Here is a 19,914-nt window from a genome sequence, read left to right as displayed (position 1 = left end):
GGAGCTGTCTCCGGGGCGCCGTCGTACCTGGCACCCCGGCGGCTCCGAGCCGGCAACCGCCACGGTACGCGGCACCCACTCAGACCGGCACCGGCGCGGCCGCCCAGTCGACCCGCCGCAGCACCAGCCGGGCCAGCTCCGGTGCGCCGGCCAGCGGTGCCGCCGCACAGACCGCGCCAGCCTGCCGGGCCGACGCCATCGCCGTGTCATAGAGCAGGCCGGGTGCCAGGAAGTACGCGGCCACCGCGACGCGCCGGGCACCCGCCGCACGCAGGGTCTCGACCGCCGCCCCCGCAGTCGGCGGTGCCGCCGAGGCGAAGCCTTCGACACACGGCACCCCGACCTCGGTGCCGAACGCCGTCGCGGCCACCGCCACCGTCTCCCGGGCTGGAGCCGACCGGGTGCCGGCGGCGGCCAGCACCACGGCGTCCCAGCCGGTGCCGGCCTCGGCGAGTCGCCGCCGCAGCCCGGCAGTCAACAGCGGGTCCACCGCGTCGGAACCGACCGACGGGCCGAGCACCCGGGTCGTCGTCACCGGCATCCGCAGCCCGTCGCGGTACGCAGCCCGCACCACCTCGGGAATGTCCACCCGGCCGTGGAACGCCTCGGTCAGCAGCAGCGGCACCACCGTCGCCCCCGGATAGCCGGCAGTCTGCAGGTCGGCCAGCACCGCCCCGGGACGCGGTCCGGCGTGGTCCAGGTACGCGGCCCGGACGTCGACCCCCGGCCGGGCCGCAGCGACCGCCCGGACCAGCGCCCGCGTTGCCGTCGCCGCCTGCAGGTCCCGGCTGCCGTGCGCCACCAGCACGATCGGCCCGGTCATCCGTGCAGGCCGCACTCGGTCTTCTCGAACATCGCCCAGCGGCCGGCCCGCGGGTCCTCGCCGGCGGTGGTACGCCGGGTGCACGGCCAGCAGCCGATCGAGGTGTACCCCTGCTTGAACAGCTCGTTGACCGGGATGTTCCACCGGGACACGTAGGCGTCCACATCCGCCTGGGTCCACGCCGCGATCGGATTCACCTTGACCCGGCCGCGTCGGGCGTCGAACCCGACCACCGGGGTGTTCGCCCTGGTAGGCGACTCGTCACGGCGCAGCCCGGCGGCCCAGGCGTCGTAGTCGCCGAGCGCCCGCTCCAGCGGCTCGACCTTGCGCAGCGCGCAGCACTCGTCCGGTGACCGGTTGAACAGCCGGGGACCGAACTCGCCGTCCTGCTGGCCGACGGTCATCCGGGGCCGGATCGACCGCAGGTTCACCGGCATGGTCGCGGCCACCTGGTCACGGACCCGCAGCGTCTCCGGAAAATGCAGCCCGGTGTCGAGGAACACCACGTCGACGCCGGGTGCCACCCGGGAGACCAGATGCGCCAGCACCCCGTCCGCCATCGAACTGGTCACGCAGAACCGGTCACCGAAGGTCCGCACCGCCCACCGGGCGATCTCCTCGGCCGGGGCATCCTCCAGCTCCCGGCCGGCGCGGTCGGCAAGGGCCTGCAGCTCGGCCGGGCTGCGTCGGGTCGGCTGCTGGTCGGCGGCCGGGCCGAGCCGGATCAGGTTCAGGTCGGCGGCGAGCACCGGGCTCATCGGGACACCCCCTTGCGGGCCAGCAGTCCGGTGAACTTGACGGTGAAGACCCGGGCGCAGTCGTGGCACTCCCAGGCGGTGTGCGCGTCGGCGTGCGGGCGGAGGTTCTCCTCCCCGCAGTACGGGCAGTAGAGCGGTGCCGCGCGTGTCTCGGTGCTCACCGCACCTCACCTCGCTCGTTCATCGCAACTCCTCCTCATCGGCCCGGACGACCCAGCTGGCGAACCGCTCGCCGTCGGTACGACCGGCCAGGTAGCGGCGGACCACGCGTTCGACGTACTCGGGCAGCTCGTCGGCGGTGGTCTTGAGACCCCGTACCTTGCGCCCGAAGCCGGCGGTCTGCCCCTGGGCCATGCCCAGGCCCCCGCCGAGATGGATCTGGTAACCCTCGACCTGCTGGCCGTCCGGCCCGACGACCAGCTGGCCCTTGAGCCCGATGTCGGCAACCTGGGTACGGGCGCAGGCGTTCGGGCAGCCGTTGATGTGGATCGAGATGTCGGCGTCCTCAGCGAGACCGGCCGAGGCCAGCCGCTGCTCCAGGTGAGCCACCAGCTCCTCGCCACGCCGCTTGGTCTCGACGATGGCCAGCTTGCAGAACTCGATCCCGGTGCAGGCCATCGTGCCGCGCCGCCAGGTGGACGGCCGGGCCTCCAGGCCGATCGTGCGCATCCCGGTGACCAGCGACTCGACCCGGTCCGGCGCGATGTCGAGCACCAGCAGTTTCTGGTACGGGGTGAGCCGTACCCGGTCCGAGCCGTGCTCGGCGGCCAGGTCGGCCAGGGCGGCGAGCTGGCCGCCGGAGACCCGCCCGACCACCGGGGCGACTCCGACGTAGCGGCGGCCGTCGGCCTGGGGGTGCACCCCGATGTGGTCCAGCGGCTTGGCCGGCAGCTCCGGAGCCGGCCCGTCCAGCAGGGTCCGGCCGAGGTACTCCTTTTCCAGTACCTCGCGGAACTTCTCGGTGCCCCAGTCGGCGACCAGGAACTTCAGCCGGGCGCGGTGCCGCAGCCGGCGGTAGCCGTAGTCGCGGAAGATGCCGACCACGCCGGCCCACACGTCGGGCACCTCGGCCAGCGGCACCCAGACGCCGAGCCGCTGGGCGATCATCGGGTTGGTGGACAGCCCACCGCCGACCCACAGGTCGAACCCAGGGCCGTGGTCGGGGTGGTCGACGCCGACGAACGAGATGTCGTTGACCTCGTACGGTGTGTCGGCCAGCCAGGAGATCGAGGACTTGAACTTGCGGGGCAGGTTGGAGAACTCCTTGCTGCCCACGTACCGGCGGACGATCTCGTCGATCGCCGGGGTGGGGTCGATCTTCTCGGCGGCGGCGACGCCGGCGACCGGGCTGCCGAGCACGATCCGGGGGCAGTCGCCGCACGCCTCGGTGGTCTCCAGCCCGACGTCCTCCAGGGCCTTCCAGATCGCCGGCATGTCCTCGACCCTGATCCAGTGCAGCTGGATGTTCTGCCGGTCGGTGACGTCGGCGGTGCCCCGGGCGTACCGCTGCGAAATGTCGGCGATGGTGCGCAACTGGGCCAGGTTCAGCTGGCCGCCGTCGATGCGCACCCGGAGCATGAAGTACTCGTCCTCCAGCTCGTGCGGCTCCAGCACGGCGGTGCGCCCGCCGTCGATGCCCGCCTTGCGCTGGGTGTACAGGCCCCACCAGCGGAACCGGCCGCGCAGGTCGGCCGGGTCGATCGAGGCGAAGCCCCGGTGGGCGTAGATGTTCTCGATCCGGGCCCGGACGTTGAGCGGATCGTCGTCCTTCTTGGTCCGCTCGTTGGGGTTGAGCGGCTCGCGGTGCCCGAGCGCCCACTGTCCCTCGCCACGCCGGCGGCCGGGTCGGGTCGGGGTGCTGCTGCGCGCCATCGCGGCGTCCTCCGTGTCTGCGGGTCGATCTCGGTGGGCGGCACGGGCACCTGCGCCGTCATCGACGACGGGGCCAGAAGGAAGGCCGGCGCGGAATGCCGCCCGGAACACAAAAAGGTCGGGCGTGCCTCAGTTAGCCGGACAGATGGCGCTGCGGACGCGACCGTAATCGACGTGGCGGCGGGCCACGAAGCGGCGCTCAACGGCAGCGGTCATGGCACGAATGTTGCCACATCCGTACCGGTCAGACCAGCGCACCGTAGCCGACGTCCCACATGACGGGCGGGCTGTGGGCCGGCTCACCTGCGGCCGGCGGGGTCAGGGAGTCACCTGCGGGCCAGCGGGACCACCAGCACCGCCTCGGTGCCGCCGCCCGCCCGGTTGCGCAGCTCGATGGTGCCGCGCAGCTCGCCGGTGGCCAGGGCCCGCACGATCTGCAGGCCGAGCCGGCCGCCCGCGGTCGCGTCGAACTCCGCCGGCAGTCCCTGGCCGTTGTCGACCACCGTCACGTGCAACTGCTTGCGGAACCGGTGCACCGTCACCACCACCTCGGCGGCCGGCTGCGACGCTCCGCCGCCCTCGCCGGCCGGCGGGAAGCCGTGCTCGACCGCGTTGAGCAGCAGCTCGTTGAGCACCATCACCAGCGAGGTGGCGATCTCCGCCGGCAGTACGCCGAACGTGCCCTCCCTGCGCATGACCACCTCGACCTCGGTGGCGGCCACTTCGGTGGCGGCGCTGGCCACCCGGTCCAGGATGCCGTCGAACTCGACCGCCTCGTCGCTGGACATGGCGAGGGTCTCGTGCACCAGGGCGATCGACGCGACCCGGCGTACCGACTCCTCCAGAGCCGCCCGCGCCGCCGGCTGCTCCACCCGACGTGCCTGCAGCCGCAGCAGCGCCGCCACCGTCTGCAGGTTGTTCTTCACCCGGTGGTGGATCTCCCGGATGGTGGCGTCCTTGGTGATCAGCGCTCGGTCCCGACGACGTACCTCGGTGATGTCGCGGACCAGCACCAACGCACCGATCGGCACACCGGCCGGCATCAACGGCAGCGCCCGGGTGAGCATGGTGGCGCCACGGGCCTCGATCTCCTTGCGGGCCGGCGCCTCGCCGCGCAGCGCGGCCAGGATCCGGTTGGCTGCGTCGGTGCCCTCCAGCGGGTCGTCGGCGAGCCGGTGGCACAGCGCGGCGAGGTCCTCACCCACCAGGTGTGCGGAGAAGCCGAGCCGGCGAAACGCCGACTGGGCGTTCGGGCTGGCGTACGTGGTCTTGCCGCTGGCGTCCAGCCGGATCAGCCCGTCACCGACCCGGGGCGCCGAGGTGGTCTCGCCCGGGTGCCGGGCTGGCGGGAAGGTGCCGTCGGCGACCATCTGGGCGAGGTCGTCGGCGGTGGTCAGGTAGTTCAGTTCGAGCTGGCTGGGGGTGCGGGCGGTGGACAGGTTGGTGTCCCGGCCGACCACCGCGATCACCCGCCCGGTCTCCCCGACGGTCGGGCGCATCCGGACCGGCATCGCCTCGTGCCGGGCCGGCGTGTTGCCGTACCAGACGGGGTCGCCCTCGCGCCAGATCCGACCCTGGTCGTACGCGATGGTCAGGTGCGCCACCTCCGGGCCGTCCACCGTCCGCCCGACCTGGTCGTCCTGGTACGCGGTCGGCGCCGTGGTGGGCCGGACCTGGGCCACGCACAGGAACGAGCTGTCGGCGTCGACCGGCACCCAGAGCAGCAGGTCGGCGAAGGACAGGTCGGAGAGCAGCTGCCACTCCCCGGCGAGCCGGTGCAGGTGGTCGATGTCGACCGGCCCGAGGGAGGTGTGCTCCTCGACGAGATCACGCAGCGTGGACACCCTCGTAGCCTGCCATGCGGCGGCGGGGCGGGCACAGCCGTCACCGGGTGGAGGTGACCTTGGCCAGCCCACGGGGCGCGTCCGGGTCCTCGCCCCGGGCCAGCGCGAGGGCCAGGGCCAGCTGCTGCGCGGGCAGGATGTCCAGCAGCGGCGCGTACCGCTCGTCGACGTCGGGCACCCCGATCACCGCAGCCGGACCGGTCACCGCAGCCGGACCGGTCGGGCCGGTCCCGATGGCGCCGGCCCCGGCCCCGATGGCGAGTACGTCGGCCCGCCGCTCACCGAGCCGGCGCAGCACGTCGCGCATGGCGGTGCCGCCGGGCCCGGAGCCGACCACGGCGAGCACCGGCACGTCGGGGTCGGTCATCGCCAGCGGGCCGTGCAGCAGGTCGGCTCCGGAGAAGGCGAGCGCCGGCAGGTACGACGTCTCCATCAGTTTCAGGGCGGTCTCCCGCGCGGTCGGGTAGCCGTACCCGCGCCCGGTGGTGACCAGCCGGGCGGCGAACCGGTAGCGCAGGGCCAGCTCGGCGGCGGTGGGATCGGCCAGCACCCGGTCGGCGAGCGCGGGCAGGGCGTCGAGGGCAGCCCGCTCGTCGGGCGGCAGCACCCCGTCGCCGGCCCGAATCCCCTCGACCAGCATCAGCAGGGCGAGCAGCTCGGCGGTGTACGTCTTGGTGGCGGCGACCGCCCGCTCGTGGCCGGCGGCGATGTCGACAGTGAGCTCGGCGGCGGCGGCCAGCGGCGATTCGGGGGTGTTGGTCACCGCCACGGTCAGCGCGCCCTGCTCCCGGGCCACCGCCAGCACCTCGGCGAGGTCCGGTGAGCCGCCGCTCTGGCTGACCCCGACGACGAGCGCGTCCCGCAGGTCGGGGCGGGCGCCGAAGAGGGTCACGGCGCTCGGTGAGGCCAGCCCGGCGGGCAGCCCGAGCCTGATTTCGCTCAGGTACGCGGCGTACAGCGCGGCGTGGTCGGAGGTGCCCCGGGCGGTGAACACCACGTGGCGTGGGCGGCGGCCGGCGATCGCCGCAGCCACCTCGGCGATCGGCTCGGCGTACGCCGGCTGCAGCAGCCGGGCGTAGCCGGCCGGCTGTTCGGCGATGTCAGCGGCCATCCCGGCGCCGGGGCGGGCGGCACCTGCCCCGTCAGCTGCCCGGTCAGCCGTCCCGGTCTGGTCCGCCACCGGCTTCCGCTGCGTCACGACGCCTCCCTGTCTGCGCGATTCAGCTCGAGCGGTGATCATTCTTGCACTTTTCGGCTGGCTTACGCAATGAAGCGAGCAGCAATGCGCAGGGGTACGACGTTTGGCGCTTCGTGCCCTAGGCTGCCGGAGCCAGGGGGGACGATCGGCTACGAGGATCGGAAGAACGTGTCCGAGGGATTGCACGACCCGCGGCTGGCCGCCGAGGGCGAGCTGGCACTGGCCCGGATGGCACTCGACGAGGGTGACTACCGGCACGCCGCCGACCACGTCGCCGGTGCGATCACACACGCGCCGACCCTGCCCGAGGTGCACGAGATGCTCACCCGGCTGGCCACGCGCACCGGCGGCGGGCTCGACCTGTTCCCGCTGGACGAGCAGGTCTTCATCGGCGCCGTGGTGGCCCGGGCGCATCTGCTGGCCGCCGCCGGCCGGGCCGGCGAAGGGCTCGAACTGCTGGCCGCCGCGACCGGGCACGCGCCGACCGTGGACTGGGCCGGGGTGCCCTGGGTGGGTGCCGAGGACCTGCCGGCCCGGCTCGACCCGGACCAGATCGCCATCGTGCTGATGCAGATCTGCGCCAGCGTGCCCGACCCGGTCCCCACCGCCGACCGGCCGCCCCTGCTGCCGTATCTGCGGCTCGCCGGGCACGCCACCGCCGCACACCCGGACCACGGCCTGCTGCTCGGCGCCAGTTCGGCGCTGGCCCGCCGGCTCGGGGAGATCACCACCGCGCTGGACTGGGCGACCCAAGGGGTCCGCGCCGAGCCGTCCAAGCTGGCCGAGGTGTGGCTCGGGTACGCGTACCGCAGCGCCGGGCGCACCGGCGCGGCGATCGCCGCCCTCCGCCGGGCGAGCGCCCACGACCCGGACGACCTGTCCATCTACGCCGACATCGCCGGCACCCTCGCCGACGTGGGGCGCCTCGACGAGGCAATCGACTGGATCGAGCGGGCGCTGGCCCGCAACCCCACCTTCGACTGCGCGGTGCACACCGCGTACCGGCTGCGCTACCGGCGGGACGGTGACCTGCGCCATCTGATCGCCCTGGCGGACTTCCAGCGGGACCACCCGGACGACTCGCACGAACACCACGACCTGGCCGAGTGCTGTCACGACCGGCCCTGGCTGGCCCGGCTGCCGGCGGCCGGTGGTCCGGTGGTCGCCACTCTCGAACGGGCGCTCACCCGTGGCCTGGTGCCGAGCCGGCTGTCGCTGCGCCAGCCGGAGCCGCCCAGCGCGATGCGGCTGCTCGGCACGGCCCTGCCCGGACTACCGGTCACCGTGGAGCGGACTCCGACACCGGATCCCCGTCAGCCACGCCGCACTTCGGTACGGCAGCTCTGGCGCTACGCCGGCTGGCAGGCCGACCCGGCGCTGGACCACCCGTCGCCGCAGGCGTGCGAGCGGATCCGGCAGATCGCCCAGCCTGTCTGGCACCACCCGCCGGCGGCGTACGACAGCGCGGTGATCCTGGCCACCCTCGACGCGGACGACCTGCTCGGCCTGCTGGTGCACCCACCGCCGCCAGCGGATCCCGCCGGCACCGACCCGGCCGGCTGGCTGCGGTGCGTGCAGGTGTGGGCCTGCCTGGGCATGCTGCACCACCGCACCGACGAACCCTGGCCCGACTCGACCCGGCGCCGGGTGCTCGTCGACGTGGCCTGGGGTGTCGAGGACTGGGCCGCCGAGGCCGCGCTGTTCGCCCTGGTCACCGCCGCCTGGGTGGATCCGGCGGTACGCCCGGACGTGGCCCGGGTGGTGGCGGAGCGGCTCGCCGACGCGGTGGAGGTCGCCGGGCACCGAACCGTGCCGATCCTTTGGTCGTTGGCCCACCTGGCCCTGGCGACCCCGGAGCTGGACCCGGACACCGCCAGCACGGCACGCCGGATCGCCGGCCGGTCAGCGCGGGTCCCGCGCCAGCGCCGGCCCGGTCTGATCCGTCGGCTGCTGGGCCGAGCCTGATCCCCCGTCGACCGGTCCGCAAGAACCTATTCGATGACCGCGATCAGGTCGCCTTCCTGGACCACGTCGCCCTCGTCGACGGCGAGCTTCTGCACCACCCCGTCGGACTCGGCGACCACCGGGATCTCCATCTTCATCGACTCCAGTATCACCAGGGTGTCGCCGTCGGAAACGGTGTCGCCGGCGGCGGCCACCACCTTCCAGACGTTGGCCACCATCTCGGCCCGGATCTCTTCGGCCATCGGCCGGCCCTCCTCCGTACGCCCGGCTCGCCGGGCGGCCCCGTCCCTCGCGCCGGCCCATCGGCCGGCCCGTCCCGTAACCACCGGCCCGTCCCGCATGTGCCGGTTGCGCGACATCCGAAAGGTATCCGATGACGTGCCCGTCGCGCATGCCGCTCGTCGGACCCGCCTAGCATCAACGGGTCAGCTCCCGGTCTACGGGAGACACCGTCCGACGGGAGGACAGATGGCCAAGAAGGCCCGTAAGAAGAAGGCACGTAAGAAGAGCGCCGCCAACCACGGCAAGCGCCCCAACTCCTGATGCCGTGGGTCGCCGGTCGGGCCACCCGGCCGGCGGCCCGCAGCAGGGTCAGTCCGGCAGGTACTCCCGCGAGTCCGCGTCGAAGACGAACTCGCTGAGCTTGGCGCGCAGCCGGTCCCGCAGCTCGGCCGGTGCCGTCTCGTTGCCACAGCAACGCGCGACGAGCGCCTTGACCTCCTGCTCGATGCCGTACTCCCGCAGGCACGGGGAGCACTCGTCGAGATGGTGCCGGATGAGTTCCCGCCGCTCCTCGGCACACTCCAGGTCCAGGTAGAGGTAGACCTCGGCGAGTACCTGACGGCAGTCCTGGTCGAACGAGTCACCGCCTTGCACGATCGTCACACCTCCTGGCCGGCCGCGGCGGGCTTGGTCGAGCGGACCCGGTTGAGGCCGCGATCGGTGGCGTAGCGCTCCAGCATCCCGCGCAGATTGCGCCGCCCGCGGTGCAACCGGGACATGACCGTCCCGATCGGAGTCCCCATGATGTCCGCGATCTCCTTGTAGGAGAAGCCTTCGACGTCGGCAAGGTAGACGGCGAGCCGGAAATCCTCCGGCAGTTGCTGCAGGGCCTGCTTGATGTCGCTGTCCGGCAACCGCTCCAGCGCCTCGGTCTCGGCCGATTTCAGTCCGCTGGAGGTGTGCGACTCGGCGGCGGCGAGCTGCCAGTCGGTGATCTCCTCAGTCGGCGCCTGCACCGGCTGGCGCTGCCGCCGACGGTAGGAGTTGATGTACGTGTTCGTCAGGATGCGGTAGAGCCAGGCCTTGAGGTTGGTGCCCTCCTCGAACTGGTGGAAGGCGGAGAACGCCTTTAGGTACGTCTCCTGCACCAGGTCCTCGGCGTCGGCCGGGTTGCGGGTCATCCGCAGCCCGGCCGCGTACAACTGATCGACGAAGGGTAACGCGTCACGCTCGAACCGCGCGCGCCGCTCGTCTGTCCGCTCTGATCGGGTCAACCGCTCGTCCCCCCTCGACTGTCCCGCCGAGGATACGCGCAAAGGCTGGCCGGCCGTCGCGGTTCGACCAGGTGTGCCCGTACTCACCGGTTGTGTGGCAGGCTGACCCGTCCAACGCGGGGCGGGCTCACCGACCCGCCGCGCGGCTGACGCCGGCCGGACCGGTCCGAGGGGTCGGGACGGCCCCGGCGCGGCAAGCCCTTCCAGGGTCCGAAATTCGGGTGACCATTCGAAGGCGTCCCGCAGTCGACGGCCACCGTCGGGCTGGCCCGCGGGCTGCGTCGCGCCGCGTATGTGGATGCGCACCGGTTCTCCACCCCTTCATCGAGACTTAGCTCCCGGGGTAGTAACGCGGGCCGGGTGGTAGCGCATTCCAACCCGTCCCGGCCCCGGAACCCGGTGACGGGCTCCGGAACCGGGAAGGGCCTGGGAGTTCCCGCGGCGGTGTCGCCACCGCGGCGCTCCGGACGCCGGCTCGGCGTCGCGGACACCCGATGCAACGACGGGTACCGGGCACCGGACACGGCCCGGCCGTGCGGTCACCGGCCCGCCCAGCCGTGCCGGACCAGCCAGTCGACCACCACGTCGGCCGTGCCGGCCGGGTCGACCCGCAGATCGTGCCGTTCACCCGGCCGGACCACCACGTCTCGGCCAGCCGCCGGGTCCGGCACCCCGAACGGGTCGCGGTCGCCGTTCACCACCAGGGTCGGCCGACCGGTGTCGAGCTCGTCCGCCCGGGTCCGCTCCGGACGACCGGGCGGATGCAGCGGGAAGGCGAGGGCGACGACCGCGTCGGCGTGCACCGCCGCAGCCGTACGACAGGCCACCCGCGCCCCGCTGGACCGTCCGCCGACGATCAGCGGTGGCGCGGGGGTGAGCCCGGCGACCACCTCGGTGACCACGGCACGCCAGGCCTCGTCCAGGTGGTGGGCCGGCGCGGGAGCCCGCCGACCGGCGACCCGGTACGGCTGGGTCACCAGGGCCACCGCAACCGCTGCCCGGGACGCCGCCGAGCGCACTGCGGACAGGTCGGCGGCGGTCACGTCGCCGCCGGCACCGTGCCCGAGCACCAGCAGACCAGCCGGGGGCACCGGCGGGACCGTCAGGTCGACCCAGGCGGTCCCGCGCGGCGTCGGCACCGACCGCCGGTCGACGCTCGGGCCCACGGTTGCGCCCGGGTCGGCCGGCTCGCCCCGGCCCACCGGCCCGCCCGGGTCCACCGCCTCCGGCTGGTCCGGGTGGCTTCGCTTCACCGGACCATTGTGCCGTGGTCGCCGGGCGTACCCGCCTGGCAACGCCCCAATCAGCTCAGCGGCACCAGGGTGAGCAACCGGTCGCGGACCGGTGGGCCGGCTTCGTCGACCGGACCGGGATCCGGACCACCGGAGTCCCGCCAGGCCACCTGCATCGCCCGGCGTTCCCGTGGGGTCGTCGCCCCCCAGACGCCGTGGCTGTCCCCGGCGTCGAGCGCCCAGGCCAGGCACGGCCCCTGGACCGGACAGGTACGGCAGAGCGCGACTGCCGCGTCGGCCGGTTCGCTCGGCGCGGGAAAGAACGTCTCCGGGTCGACGCTCTGACAGACCCCATGAGTCCGCCAGGCCTCGTCGAGGCGGCGTTCCGCCATCGCTGTGAGCAGCCTGGGGTCGCGGCGCGCGGCAGCGACCTCGTGTGGACGGGGCATTCGCGCCCGTGTCATTACCCACCTCCCCCGTGGGAACTTAGACATTGATCAACATCGTTCATCTGCGGCGAATCGGAATCCACTCTCGGCGCTGGTTTCTATCGCACTTCGGCAGGCGCAGACAAGGGCCTGCATCGATTCTGGGGAAAATACGTCTGGCGATTCGGTCCCAACACTGGCAAACCTCCACCTGCGTAGTCGGCCGATCACCGAACGCGGGACCCTGGTGTCGCCGCCGCGTGTGGGAGCGGTACCATCCGCAGGGTCAGAAGAGCTCCGGCTGCGCCGTCGGACCAGCCGGCCCCGACCCGCCCCCCGGAGCGACCCGTTGCACCAGTTCAGCGCCGTTGTTGCGGACGTTGCCGACCGCTGTGCCCACCGGCCGAATCTCGATGAGGTCCAGGTAATTGTCATCCGGCGCAGCCAACAGGGCGGTGCCGTCCACGTCCGGATCGAGCCATTCGGCCCAGCGGTCCTCCGGCAGCAACAGCGGCATTCGATCATGAACCTCGGCGAACGGCCCGACCGCCGCAGTGGTAATCACACTGCTCGTGATCATTGGCTCGGCCCGGCCCCATACCGACCAGAGACCGGCGAACGCCAGTACCCGGCTGTCGACCGGGGTCATGAAGTACGGCTGCCCGCCGCCGCGCCGGGCACCGGGCGGGCGTACCCACTCGTACCAGCCGTCGGCCGGCACCAGGCAGCGACGGCGGGCGAACGACGGCGCGAACGCCCTACTGGTCGCGACCGTCTCCGACCGCGCGTTGATCATCCGCGCGCCGATCCGGGGGTCGGCCGCCCACGGCGGTACCAGGCCCCACCGGGCAACGCTCACCACCCGGCGGGCGGCCGCCGGATCGGCGCGCGGCTGCGGCTGGCCGGCCCGGTCGCCCCGGGACAACCGCACGATGGGCACCGGATCGGTGGGTGCCGCGTTGTAGTCGGCCGCCAGCGGGCCGCCCGTGTCGTCCAGCGCCTCGAACAACGCGGAGAGATCCGCCGCGCTGCGCGTGGTCGCGTACCGCCCACACATGGTGCCCAGGCTAGTTGGTCGGCCCGGCGGGGTTGGCACACTGTACGGGTGCCTGAACTGAGCAGCGTCCCGCTGCACCAACCGTGGACCGCACCCCGCGCCGCCGGTCCGGTCCGGTCCACCCTCCGACTGCCCGGCTCGAAGTCGATGACCGCCCGCGCCCTGGTGCTGAGTGCGCTCGGCACCACCCCCGGCGGCGTCGTCCGCCCGCTCCGGGCCCGGGACACCACGCTGATGGCCGCCGGCCTGGCCGCGATGGGGACCGGGATCGACACCGGCTCCGCGCAGCGCTGGCCGGTCGTCCCGGCCGCACTGCATGGCCCGACGCACGTCGACGTCGGCCTTGCCGGCACCATCATGCGGTTCCTTCCGGCGGTGGCCGGGCTGGCCGACGGCCCGGTCACCTTCGACGGCGACCCGCAGGCCCGGGCCCGCCCGCTCGGCCCGCTGCTCGACGGTCTGCGCCACCTCGGGCTGCGCATCGACGCCGCACCGACCAGCGGCCTGCCGATCACCGTGCACGGCACCGGGCAGGTCGCCGGCGGCGAGGTCGACGTCGACGCCTCGAAGTCCAGCCAGTTCGTCTCCGGGCTGCTGCTGGCCGCGCCCCGGTTCACCGGCGGGGTGCTGGTCCGGCACACCGGAGCGGTGCTGCCGTCCGCCCCGCACATCCGGATGACCGTCGAAATGCTGCGCGCCGCCGGCGCGGTGGTGGACGACTCGGTGCCACAGACCTGGCGGGTCGAGCCGGGCGAACTGCGCGGGCGGGACTGGCCGATCGAGCCCGACCTGTCCGGCGCGCTGCCCTTCTTCGCCGCCGCGCTGGTCACCGGCGGCACGGTCACGCTGGCCGACTGGCCGGCGCAGAGCGCCCAGCCGGTAGGCCTGCTGATCGAGCTGATCGAGCAGCTCGGCGGCTCGGTCACGGTCGACGCCGACGGGCTGACCGTACGGGGCACCGGCACGGTGCACGGCGTCACCGTCGACCTGCGCCAGGTCAGCGAGTTCACCCCGGTGATCGCCGCACTCGCCGCACTCGCCGACGCGCCGTCGCGGCTGACCGGCGTCGCCCACATCCGTGGACACGAGACCGACCGGCTGGCCGCGCTCGCCGCCGAGTTGACCGGGCTCGGTGCCGCGGTGACCGAGCTGCCCGACGGGCTGGAGATCGCCCCCGAACCGCTGCACGGCGCGGTGTTCCGCACCTACGACGACCACCGGATGGCGCACGCCGCCGCCGTGCTCGGGCTGGCGGTGCCGGGCGTCGAGTTGACCGACGTCGCGTGCACGGCCAAGACGCTGCCGGAATTTCCGGCACTATGGTCGGCGGTGGCGGCAGGAAACTGACCGCGACGGGAAGGAGCCGATCCTGGCCGGCAGGCGCAGGGAGTACGACGAGGACGACGTGCGGGTACGACCCCGCCGGTCGTCCCGGCCGCGTACCCGCACCCGCCCGGCGCACGACGACGCGGTCGACGGTTTCGTGGTCACGGTCGACCGGGGCCGCTACGGCTGCGTGCTCACCGGCCCGCCGGCCACCCAGCCGGTCGCCGGCCCGCCTCCAGTGGTGACCGCGATGCGGGCCCGGGAACTCGGCCGGCGCGCGGTGGTGGTGGGCGACCGGGTCGCGCTGGTGGGCGACGTCTCGGGTGACGCCGGCAGTCTCGCCCGGATCGTCCGGATCGACGAACGGGCCTCGGTGCTGCGCCGTACCGCCGACGACGACGAGAGCACGCCGGAAGGTCGGCTGGAACGGGTGGTCGTCGCCAACGCCGACCAACTGGTGATCGTCAGCGCGTTGGCCGACCCGCCGCCCCGGACCGGGTTCATCGACCGTTGCCTGGTCGCCGCATACGACGCCGGGATCGACCCACTGCTCTGCCTGACCAAGGCAGACCTGGCCGACCCGGCGCCGGTTGTCGACTACTACCGGGACCTCGACCTGGAGTACGTGCTGTGCCGACCCGGCGGTGACCTGACCGACCTGCGGCGCCGCCTGGCCGGTCGGCTCTCGGTGCTGGTCGGGCACTCCGGGGTCGGCAAGAGCACGCTGGTCAACCGGCTCGTGCCGGAGGCGTTGCGAGCGGTCGGCACGGTCAGTGCGATCGGCCGGGGACGGCACACCTCGTCCAGCGCGGTCGCCCTGCGGCTGCCGTACTCCGGCGTGTCGCCCGACGGTGCCGACACGCCGGCCGACGATGCCGATGTGGGTACTCGGGCCGACGCGCGGGTCGTCCCGGCCGGCGATCCCGGATGGATCGTCGACACGCCCGGCGTACGCAGTTTCGGGCTGGCCCACGTGTCGGCCGAGAGCCTGCTGCACGGCTTCGCCGACCTGGTCGAGGGGAGCCTCGATTGCCCGCCGAACTGCGAGCACACCGGCGACGCCGACCGGTGCCGGCTGGGCGGCTGGGTGGCGGCCGGCAACGCCGATCCGCGCCGGCTGGCGTCGTACCGACGGCTGCTGGACTCGCGGTCCGGGGACACCGAGACGGGCCGTACCGCGACCCGCGAGTGAGCCGGCCGAACCTTGCGCGGTAGGACATCCGACCATTGCGGTGAGTAATCAGATACCTTTCCCGCCATGGCCCGGTACGCCGACGATCTCTCCCTAGCCCATCTGCTCGCCGACACCGCGGACTCGATGTCGATGGCCCGTTTCCGGGCGCTCGACCTGCGGGTCGAAGCGAAGCCGGATCTCACGCCGGTCTCCGACGCGGACACCGCCGTGGAGAAGGCGCTACGCGCCACCCTGGCCCGGACCAGACCCCGCGACGGGGTGCTGGGCGAGGAGTTCGGCGCGTCGGTCGCGGCGGCGGGACCCGGCAACCGGCAGTGGGTGATCGATCCGATCGACGGCACCAAGAACTTCATCCGGGGCGTACCGGTGTGGGCCACGCTGATCGCCCTGATGGAAGGGGATCAGCCGGTGGTCGGCCTGGTCTCGGCACCGGCGCTGGGCCGACGCTGGTGGGCCGCAGTCGGTCACGGAGCGTACGCAGGACGACACACAGCCGCCGCGACCGCGATCCGGGTCTCCGGGATCCGCCGCCTCGCCGACGCCAGCTTCTGCTACTCCTCGCTGACCAGTTGGGAGGAGTCCGGGCGACTACCGGCCATGCTGGACATCATGCGGTCGGTGTGGCGCAGCCGGGCCTACGGAGACTTCTACGGCTACATGCTGGTCGCCGAGGGCGCGGTGGACGCGATGGTCGAACCGGAGCTGTCGCTGTGGGACCTGGCAGCGTTGATTCCCATCGTCACCGAGGCGGGTGGCACCTTCACCGATCTGACCGGCCGGGCTGGCCCGGCCGGCGGCAGCGCCGTGGCCAGCAACGGCAGGCTGCACTCCGACCTGCTGCACCGGCTCAGCTGACCGCAGCCGGTCTCAGATGGAGCGAATCGAGCGACCGTCTATCCTCGCCGGGTGACGTCGACCGGTTGGTGTTTTCTCGCGGCGATGATCGCCACGTACGGCGTCGCACACCTCTTCCAGGCGGTGGCCGCCGCCCGCACCACGGTCCGCCGCTGCTTCGACCCCGGTCTGCTGCTGCGACTCGCCCGGCAGCCGGTGTACCTGATCGGCCTCGGCTGCCAGTGCCTCGCCTTCGTGCTGGCCTTCCTCGCCCGGCGGGACCTGCCACTGTTCCTGGTCCAGGCGAGCGTGGCCGCCGCGCTCGGCGTGACCGCCCTGCTCGGGGTGCTGACCATGGGCTGGCGGCTGCCAGCCGCCGAGGTGGTCCTGCTGGTGCTGCTGCTGGTCGGAGTCACCGCGCTGGTCGTCGCCGCCCGACCCGCGTCGGCGCACCCGCTCGGCCCCCGCGCGGTGGCCGTCATCGCCCTAGCCGGCCTGCTGATCTCCGCTCTCGGTGCCGGGGCCGCCCGGCTGGACGGCCCGGCCGCAGCCGTCCTGCTCGGACTGCTCGCCGGGTTCGCTTTCTCCGCCGCCGCGGTCGCCTCCCGGCCGCTCGCCGGCACCGCCAGCTACCGGGACCTGGTCACCGAACCACTGCTCTACCTGCTGATCGTGCACTCAGCCATCGGTCAGTGGCTGATCGGCCTGGCGATGCAGCGCGGTTCGGTCACCGCCGCCATCGCGGCGATGGACGCGGCGGGCGCGGTCCCGGCCGCCATCGTCGGCCTGCTGCTGCTCAACGACAAGATCTGGCCCGGACGCGAGTGGCTGGCCGCGGTCGGTTTCCTGATCACGCTGGCCGCCGTGCTCGGTCTGACCCGGTACGCGACGACCCAGCACGCGCCCGAGACCACGCGGCCGGCCTGGGCCGGCAGCCCGGGCCAGGCAGACCGGACCGACAGCACAGGTCAGCCGGCCCGGATCGGCGTGGCGGCGGCCTCCGCCGGTGCGGTCGCCTCGATCCCCGCCAGATCGATCTCCACATCGACCGGCTCGACCGAATCGCCGTCGGGCAACTGCCCGGAGACGACGCCGCTCGACCCCGCCGGCACCGGGCCGCCGTGGCGCAACCCGAGCACCCGCTGGTAGAGCCGTTCGATGGCGGCGGCGGTCCGGTCCCAGCCGTACCGGCACCGGACCCGGTCGACCGCCGCGTGCCCGTACGCGAACCGCTCGGCCTCATCGGCGAGCAGCCGCCGCAGCGCGACGCCGAGCGCCCGGACGTCGCCAGGCGGCACCAGCCGACCGGTCACCGCGTCCACCACGCAATCGGCCACCCCGCCGTGGGCGTACCCCACCACCGGCACGCCGCACGCCATCGCCTCCAACGCCACCGTGCCCACCGGCACGTACCGGCTGGTGCAGGCGACCACATCGACCGACCGGTACAGCTGCGGCATCTCCCCGGCCGGAACCGCGCCGATCAGCTCGATCTGGTCGGCCACCCCGTACCGGGTGGCCACCTCCCGCAGCCGCCGCGCCTCCGGATGCCCGGCCAGCTCGGCCCGGTCGGGCCCGCCGGCGATGAGCACATCGACGTCGCCGACCAACCGGAGCGCGCCGATCAGCTCGTCATGCCCGGAGCCGGGGGTGAGGTCGCCGACGGCGAGCAGCCGGCGACGCCGCCGGACCGGCGGCGTGGGGTCCGGCGCGAACCGAACGGTGTCCACCCCAGGGGGAATCATCGCGACCGACGCGCGGTCCCGCCCCATCCGGGCCAGTTCGTCCACCTCCTCGTTGCACTGCGCGACGGCCGCGTCGACCACCCGGCACAGCGCCTGCTCGAGCGCGATCCGTTGCCGCGGCCCCCGGTAGCCCGGACCCAACTGCCGCTGCTGTTGACCACCGATGCTGTGGAAGGTCTGCACCAGCGGAACCCGGCTGCGGCCGACCGCGCTGGCGGCCGCGAGACCACCCGGCCAGAAGTGCCCGTGCACCACGTCCGGCGTCCACTCCCCGTCGTCCCACTGACCCGCCAGCCAGCGCCCGAATTCCGGCAGGTGGGCCAGCAGTGCGGCGGTGCCGAGCCTGGTCGGCGGACCGACCGGCACCCGGACCAACTGGTAGCCGGACGACGACTCGCCGTCCGGCTCGTCCGGTCCGGTCCGCCGCTGGTAGACCCGGACGTCGTGGCCGAGAGCGGCCAGTTCGGTGGCGAGCCGGGCGACGTGCTGCCGGGTGCCGGTGACCGGCTGCCCGGCGGTGCCGAGACGTCCGGGGTCACGCTGTGCGAGGTCACGGTGTACGGGGTGACCCATCGCAGCTCCATCGTGGGCAGACACCAGACCGACGCGCATCTTCACCTCCGTTGCTCGTCACGGGTGCTAGCGGTTCTTTCTAACCCCTGCGGTACGAGGATTCCTCCGGTTCCGGCGAGCACCACCCTCGGGTGAGATCCACGGGTGAAGTACGACGACCACGCCGGTGGTATGACACGCCCAAATCGGGGTACCCGTACGCATGGCAGCGACCGGGACGCAGAGCAGCCGCTTCCGCCCAACGGGTACGTCGGGGCGGCTGACGATCGGGCCTGATGGGACCGGGCCCGATGTCCTTGTCGCCGGGCCGGTACGGGGTGCCGGGAGGAGAAACGTGCCGACCGACCTGCGATGCGTGCTGGAGTGCGACCCGACCGATCCGGTGATCCGGCTGGTCGGGGTGCTGGACCGGCACGCCGTCGACGACGTCCGAGCAGCGTTGCTGGACTGCCTGGCCGACCGGGCGGCCCCGGTCGCGGTGGACGTCTCCGCAGTACGCGACGCCGCGCCCGCCGCGTTGCTGCGGCTCGGCGAGCTCGCCCGTACGGTCGCCGAGTGGCCGGCCGGCGGCTTCGTCTGCTGCGCCGCGCCACCCGGCACCGGCCGGGCCTGGTCTGCGGCAGGGCTGACCGTACTGCCCGACACCACCCTGGCGGCGGCGCTGGTCGACGGCGCTCCGCCGGCCGCGCCACTGAGCGCCGAGCTGGATCCGGTCGTCGGAGCGGCGCGGACCGCACGGGCGCTGCTCGCCGAGGGCTGCCGCCGGTGGGGGCTGCCGCAGCTGGCCGATCCGGCCGCCGTGGCGCTCACCGAGCTGGTGAACAACGTGGTGGTGCACGCCGGCACGCCGATGTCGGTGCGGATCGGCCTCCGGGACGGCCGGCTGCGGATGTCGGTGCGCGACGGCTCGGACGGCCTGCCCACCCCGGCCGGGCCGGTCCCGGTGGCACCGAACGCGCTGGGCGGTCGGGGCATGATGCTGGTCGAATCGGTGGCGCGGCGGTGGGGCTGTACCCCGCTGCGCGGCGGCAAACTCGTCTGGGCGGCCATCGATCCGGCGGACCATCCACAGGACGGAGACTGACAGTGGGACGGCACGACAGTTCGACCGGCCCGGCCCGGCTCGCCCTGCTGCTGGCCGGGGTGGCGGTCGGCTACCTGCTCGGCAGCCGGGCCAGGTCCGGCGGAACCGACGTCACGACGGGGCCGGCCGTGGACCAGCCGACGGCCGGAGCCGCGATGGGCCAGCCGCCGGCCGCCGGCCCGGTGCGGGTACGGCCAGCGGTGGCGCCTGCCGGTCAACGGCCCGGGACCGACCTCGGGTACCACCCGGGACGGCCGGCGGACGAGGAGTTCGCCGCCGACGTGGTGAGCGGATCATCTGCGACCACCGCCTCGCACCCGTACCAGGTGCCGGCCGGTCGGACCACGGCGACGCCGGCGGCACCGGTCGGCGACCCGGCCGTGCCGACCGGCGCGGACGGTGACGACGCGCCGCCGCCGGCGCGCCGGCGCCCCGACCCGCCCCGGCCAGGTGTGTGACCGCCACCGACCCGGGTAATGGGACG

19 protein-coding genes and 1 pseudogene are annotated in these 19,914 nt (G+C 73.6%); 7 read left to right on the top strand and 13 right to left on the bottom strand.

Translation table 11 applies throughout. The annotated features are described in order from the left end of the window. Positions 1-79: 79 nt before the first annotated feature. The 6 genes from O7553_RS03825 to O7553_RS03800 all read right to left on the bottom strand — a co-directional run bounded on the left by O7553_RS03825 (position 80) and on the right by O7553_RS03800 (position 6,408). Positions 80-838, bottom strand: coding sequence for a CbiX/SirB N-terminal domain-containing protein (locus O7553_RS03825; protein ID WP_281553495.1), 759 nt, complete (start codon positions 836-838; stop codon positions 80-82). Next, on the bottom strand, positions 820-1,581 hold the full coding sequence (locus O7553_RS03820; RefSeq protein WP_281553494.1) for a phosphoadenylyl-sulfate reductase: 762 nt from the start codon (positions 1,579-1,581) through the stop codon (positions 820-822). The genes O7553_RS03825 and O7553_RS03820 overlap by 19 nt, the downstream gene beginning before the upstream one ends. Then, positions 1,578-1,742: a hypothetical protein gene (locus O7553_RS03815; protein WP_281553493.1), complete on the bottom strand. Its 165-nt coding sequence runs from the start codon at positions 1,740-1,742 to the stop codon at positions 1,578-1,580. The genes O7553_RS03820 and O7553_RS03815 overlap by 4 nt, the downstream gene beginning before the upstream one ends. Before the next feature lie 19 nt (positions 1,743-1,761). Next, positions 1,762-3,453 carry a nitrite/sulfite reductase gene (locus tag O7553_RS03810; protein WP_281553492.1) on the bottom strand — a complete coding sequence of 564 codons (1,692 nt, stop codon included), beginning with the start codon at positions 3,451-3,453 and terminating at the stop codon, positions 1,762-1,764. Positions 3,454-3,779: 326 nt separating this feature from the next. Further along, a complete protein-coding gene (locus O7553_RS03805; protein WP_281553491.1) occupies positions 3,780-5,297 on the bottom strand; it encodes a PAS domain-containing sensor histidine kinase in 1,518 nt (505 codons plus the stop codon). Between the two features lie 40 nt (positions 5,298-5,337). Then, entirely contained in the window at positions 5,338-6,408 is a 1,071-nt protein-coding gene (locus O7553_RS03800; RefSeq protein ID WP_281555456.1) for an SIS domain-containing protein, read from the bottom strand. Positions 6,409-6,723: 315 nt separating this feature from the next. Between O7553_RS03800 and O7553_RS03795 the strand changes: the two genes are divergently transcribed. After that, the gene (locus O7553_RS03795; protein ID WP_281555455.1) at positions 6,724-8,460 is read left to right on the top strand and encodes a tetratricopeptide repeat protein; all 1,737 of its coding nucleotides are present in this window, start codon (positions 6,724-6,726) and stop codon (positions 8,458-8,460) included. 26 nt (positions 8,461-8,486) lie between these two features. Here the strand turns inward: O7553_RS03795 and O7553_RS03790 are convergent, their stop codons facing one another. From O7553_RS03790 to O7553_RS03765, 6 genes are all read right to left on the bottom strand, one after another. After that, positions 8,487-8,702, bottom strand: a complete 216-nt coding sequence (locus O7553_RS03790; RefSeq protein ID WP_123605236.1) for a biotin/lipoyl-binding carrier protein — start codon at positions 8,700-8,702, stop codon at positions 8,487-8,489. Between the two features lie 349 nt (positions 8,703-9,051). Further along, positions 9,052-9,336, bottom strand: coding sequence for a mycothiol system anti-sigma-R factor (gene rsrA, locus O7553_RS03785; protein ID WP_123607142.1), 285 nt, complete (start codon positions 9,334-9,336; stop codon positions 9,052-9,054). A 5-nt stretch (positions 9,337-9,341) separates the two neighbouring features. Further along, positions 9,342-10,163, bottom strand: a complete 822-nt coding sequence (locus tag O7553_RS03780; RefSeq protein WP_348650132.1) for a sigma-70 family RNA polymerase sigma factor — start codon at positions 10,161-10,163, stop codon at positions 9,342-9,344. Positions 10,164-10,495: 332 nt separating this feature from the next. Next, positions 10,496-11,122 carry an alpha/beta family hydrolase gene (locus O7553_RS03775; RefSeq protein ID WP_281555454.1) on the bottom strand — a complete coding sequence of 209 codons (627 nt, stop codon included), beginning with the start codon at positions 11,120-11,122 and terminating at the stop codon, positions 10,496-10,498. A gap of 137 nt (positions 11,123-11,259) precedes the next feature. Continuing rightward, positions 11,260-11,652 carry a WhiB family transcriptional regulator gene (locus O7553_RS03770; protein ID WP_281553490.1) on the bottom strand — a complete coding sequence of 131 codons (393 nt, stop codon included), beginning with the start codon at positions 11,650-11,652 and terminating at the stop codon, positions 11,260-11,262. Between the two features lie 250 nt (positions 11,653-11,902). Continuing rightward, positions 11,903-12,673 carry an SOS response-associated peptidase gene (locus O7553_RS03765; protein ID WP_281553489.1) on the bottom strand — a complete coding sequence of 257 codons (771 nt, stop codon included), beginning with the start codon at positions 12,671-12,673 and terminating at the stop codon, positions 11,903-11,905. A gap of 48 nt (positions 12,674-12,721) precedes the next feature. Between O7553_RS03765 and aroA the strand changes: the two genes are divergently transcribed. From aroA to O7553_RS03745, 4 genes and pseudogenes are all read left to right on the top strand, one after another. Continuing rightward, positions 12,722-14,020, top strand: a complete 1,299-nt coding sequence (aroA, locus tag O7553_RS03760) for a 3-phosphoshikimate 1-carboxyvinyltransferase (RefSeq protein WP_281553488.1) — start codon at positions 12,722-12,724, stop codon at positions 14,018-14,020. A 22-nt stretch (positions 14,021-14,042) separates the two neighbouring features. Further along, positions 14,043-15,191 (top strand): ribosome small subunit-dependent GTPase A, encoded by a 1,149-nt coding sequence (locus O7553_RS03755; RefSeq protein WP_281555453.1) that lies wholly within the window; start codon positions 14,043-14,045, stop codon positions 15,189-15,191. 66 nt (positions 15,192-15,257) lie between these two features. After that, positions 15,258-16,049 carry a histidinol-phosphatase gene (gene hisN / locus O7553_RS03750; RefSeq protein WP_281553487.1) on the top strand — a complete coding sequence of 264 codons (792 nt, stop codon included), beginning with the start codon at positions 15,258-15,260 and terminating at the stop codon, positions 16,047-16,049. Between the two features lie 84 nt (positions 16,050-16,133). Next, a pseudogene (locus tag O7553_RS03745) lies at positions 16,134-16,916 on the top strand (hypothetical protein); the annotation flags it as partial. A gap of 80 nt (positions 16,917-16,996) precedes the next feature. Here the strand turns inward: O7553_RS03745 and O7553_RS03740 are convergent. Continuing rightward, on the bottom strand, positions 16,997-18,346 hold the full coding sequence (locus O7553_RS03740; protein WP_281553486.1) for a glycosyltransferase: 1,350 nt from the start codon (positions 18,344-18,346) through the stop codon (positions 16,997-16,999). A gap of 334 nt (positions 18,347-18,680) precedes the next feature. Between O7553_RS03740 and O7553_RS03735 the strand changes: the two genes are divergently transcribed. Then, positions 18,681-19,430 (top strand): ATP-binding protein, encoded by a 750-nt coding sequence (locus tag O7553_RS03735; RefSeq protein WP_281553485.1) that lies wholly within the window; start codon positions 18,681-18,683, stop codon positions 19,428-19,430. A gap of 2 nt (positions 19,431-19,432) precedes the next feature. Then, positions 19,433-19,888: a hypothetical protein gene (locus tag O7553_RS03730; protein ID WP_281553484.1), complete on the top strand. Its 456-nt coding sequence runs from the start codon at positions 19,433-19,435 to the stop codon at positions 19,886-19,888. Positions 19,889-19,914 lie beyond the last annotated feature (26 nt).

Origin of the sequence: Solwaraspora sp. WMMA2059, assembly GCF_027497315.1 — a bacterium.
Classification (GTDB): Bacteria; Actinomycetota; Actinomycetes; order Mycobacteriales; family Micromonosporaceae; genus Micromonospora_E.
Note: the sequence above shows the minus strand (reverse complement) of the source record. Positions and strands in the feature narration are given on the sequence as shown.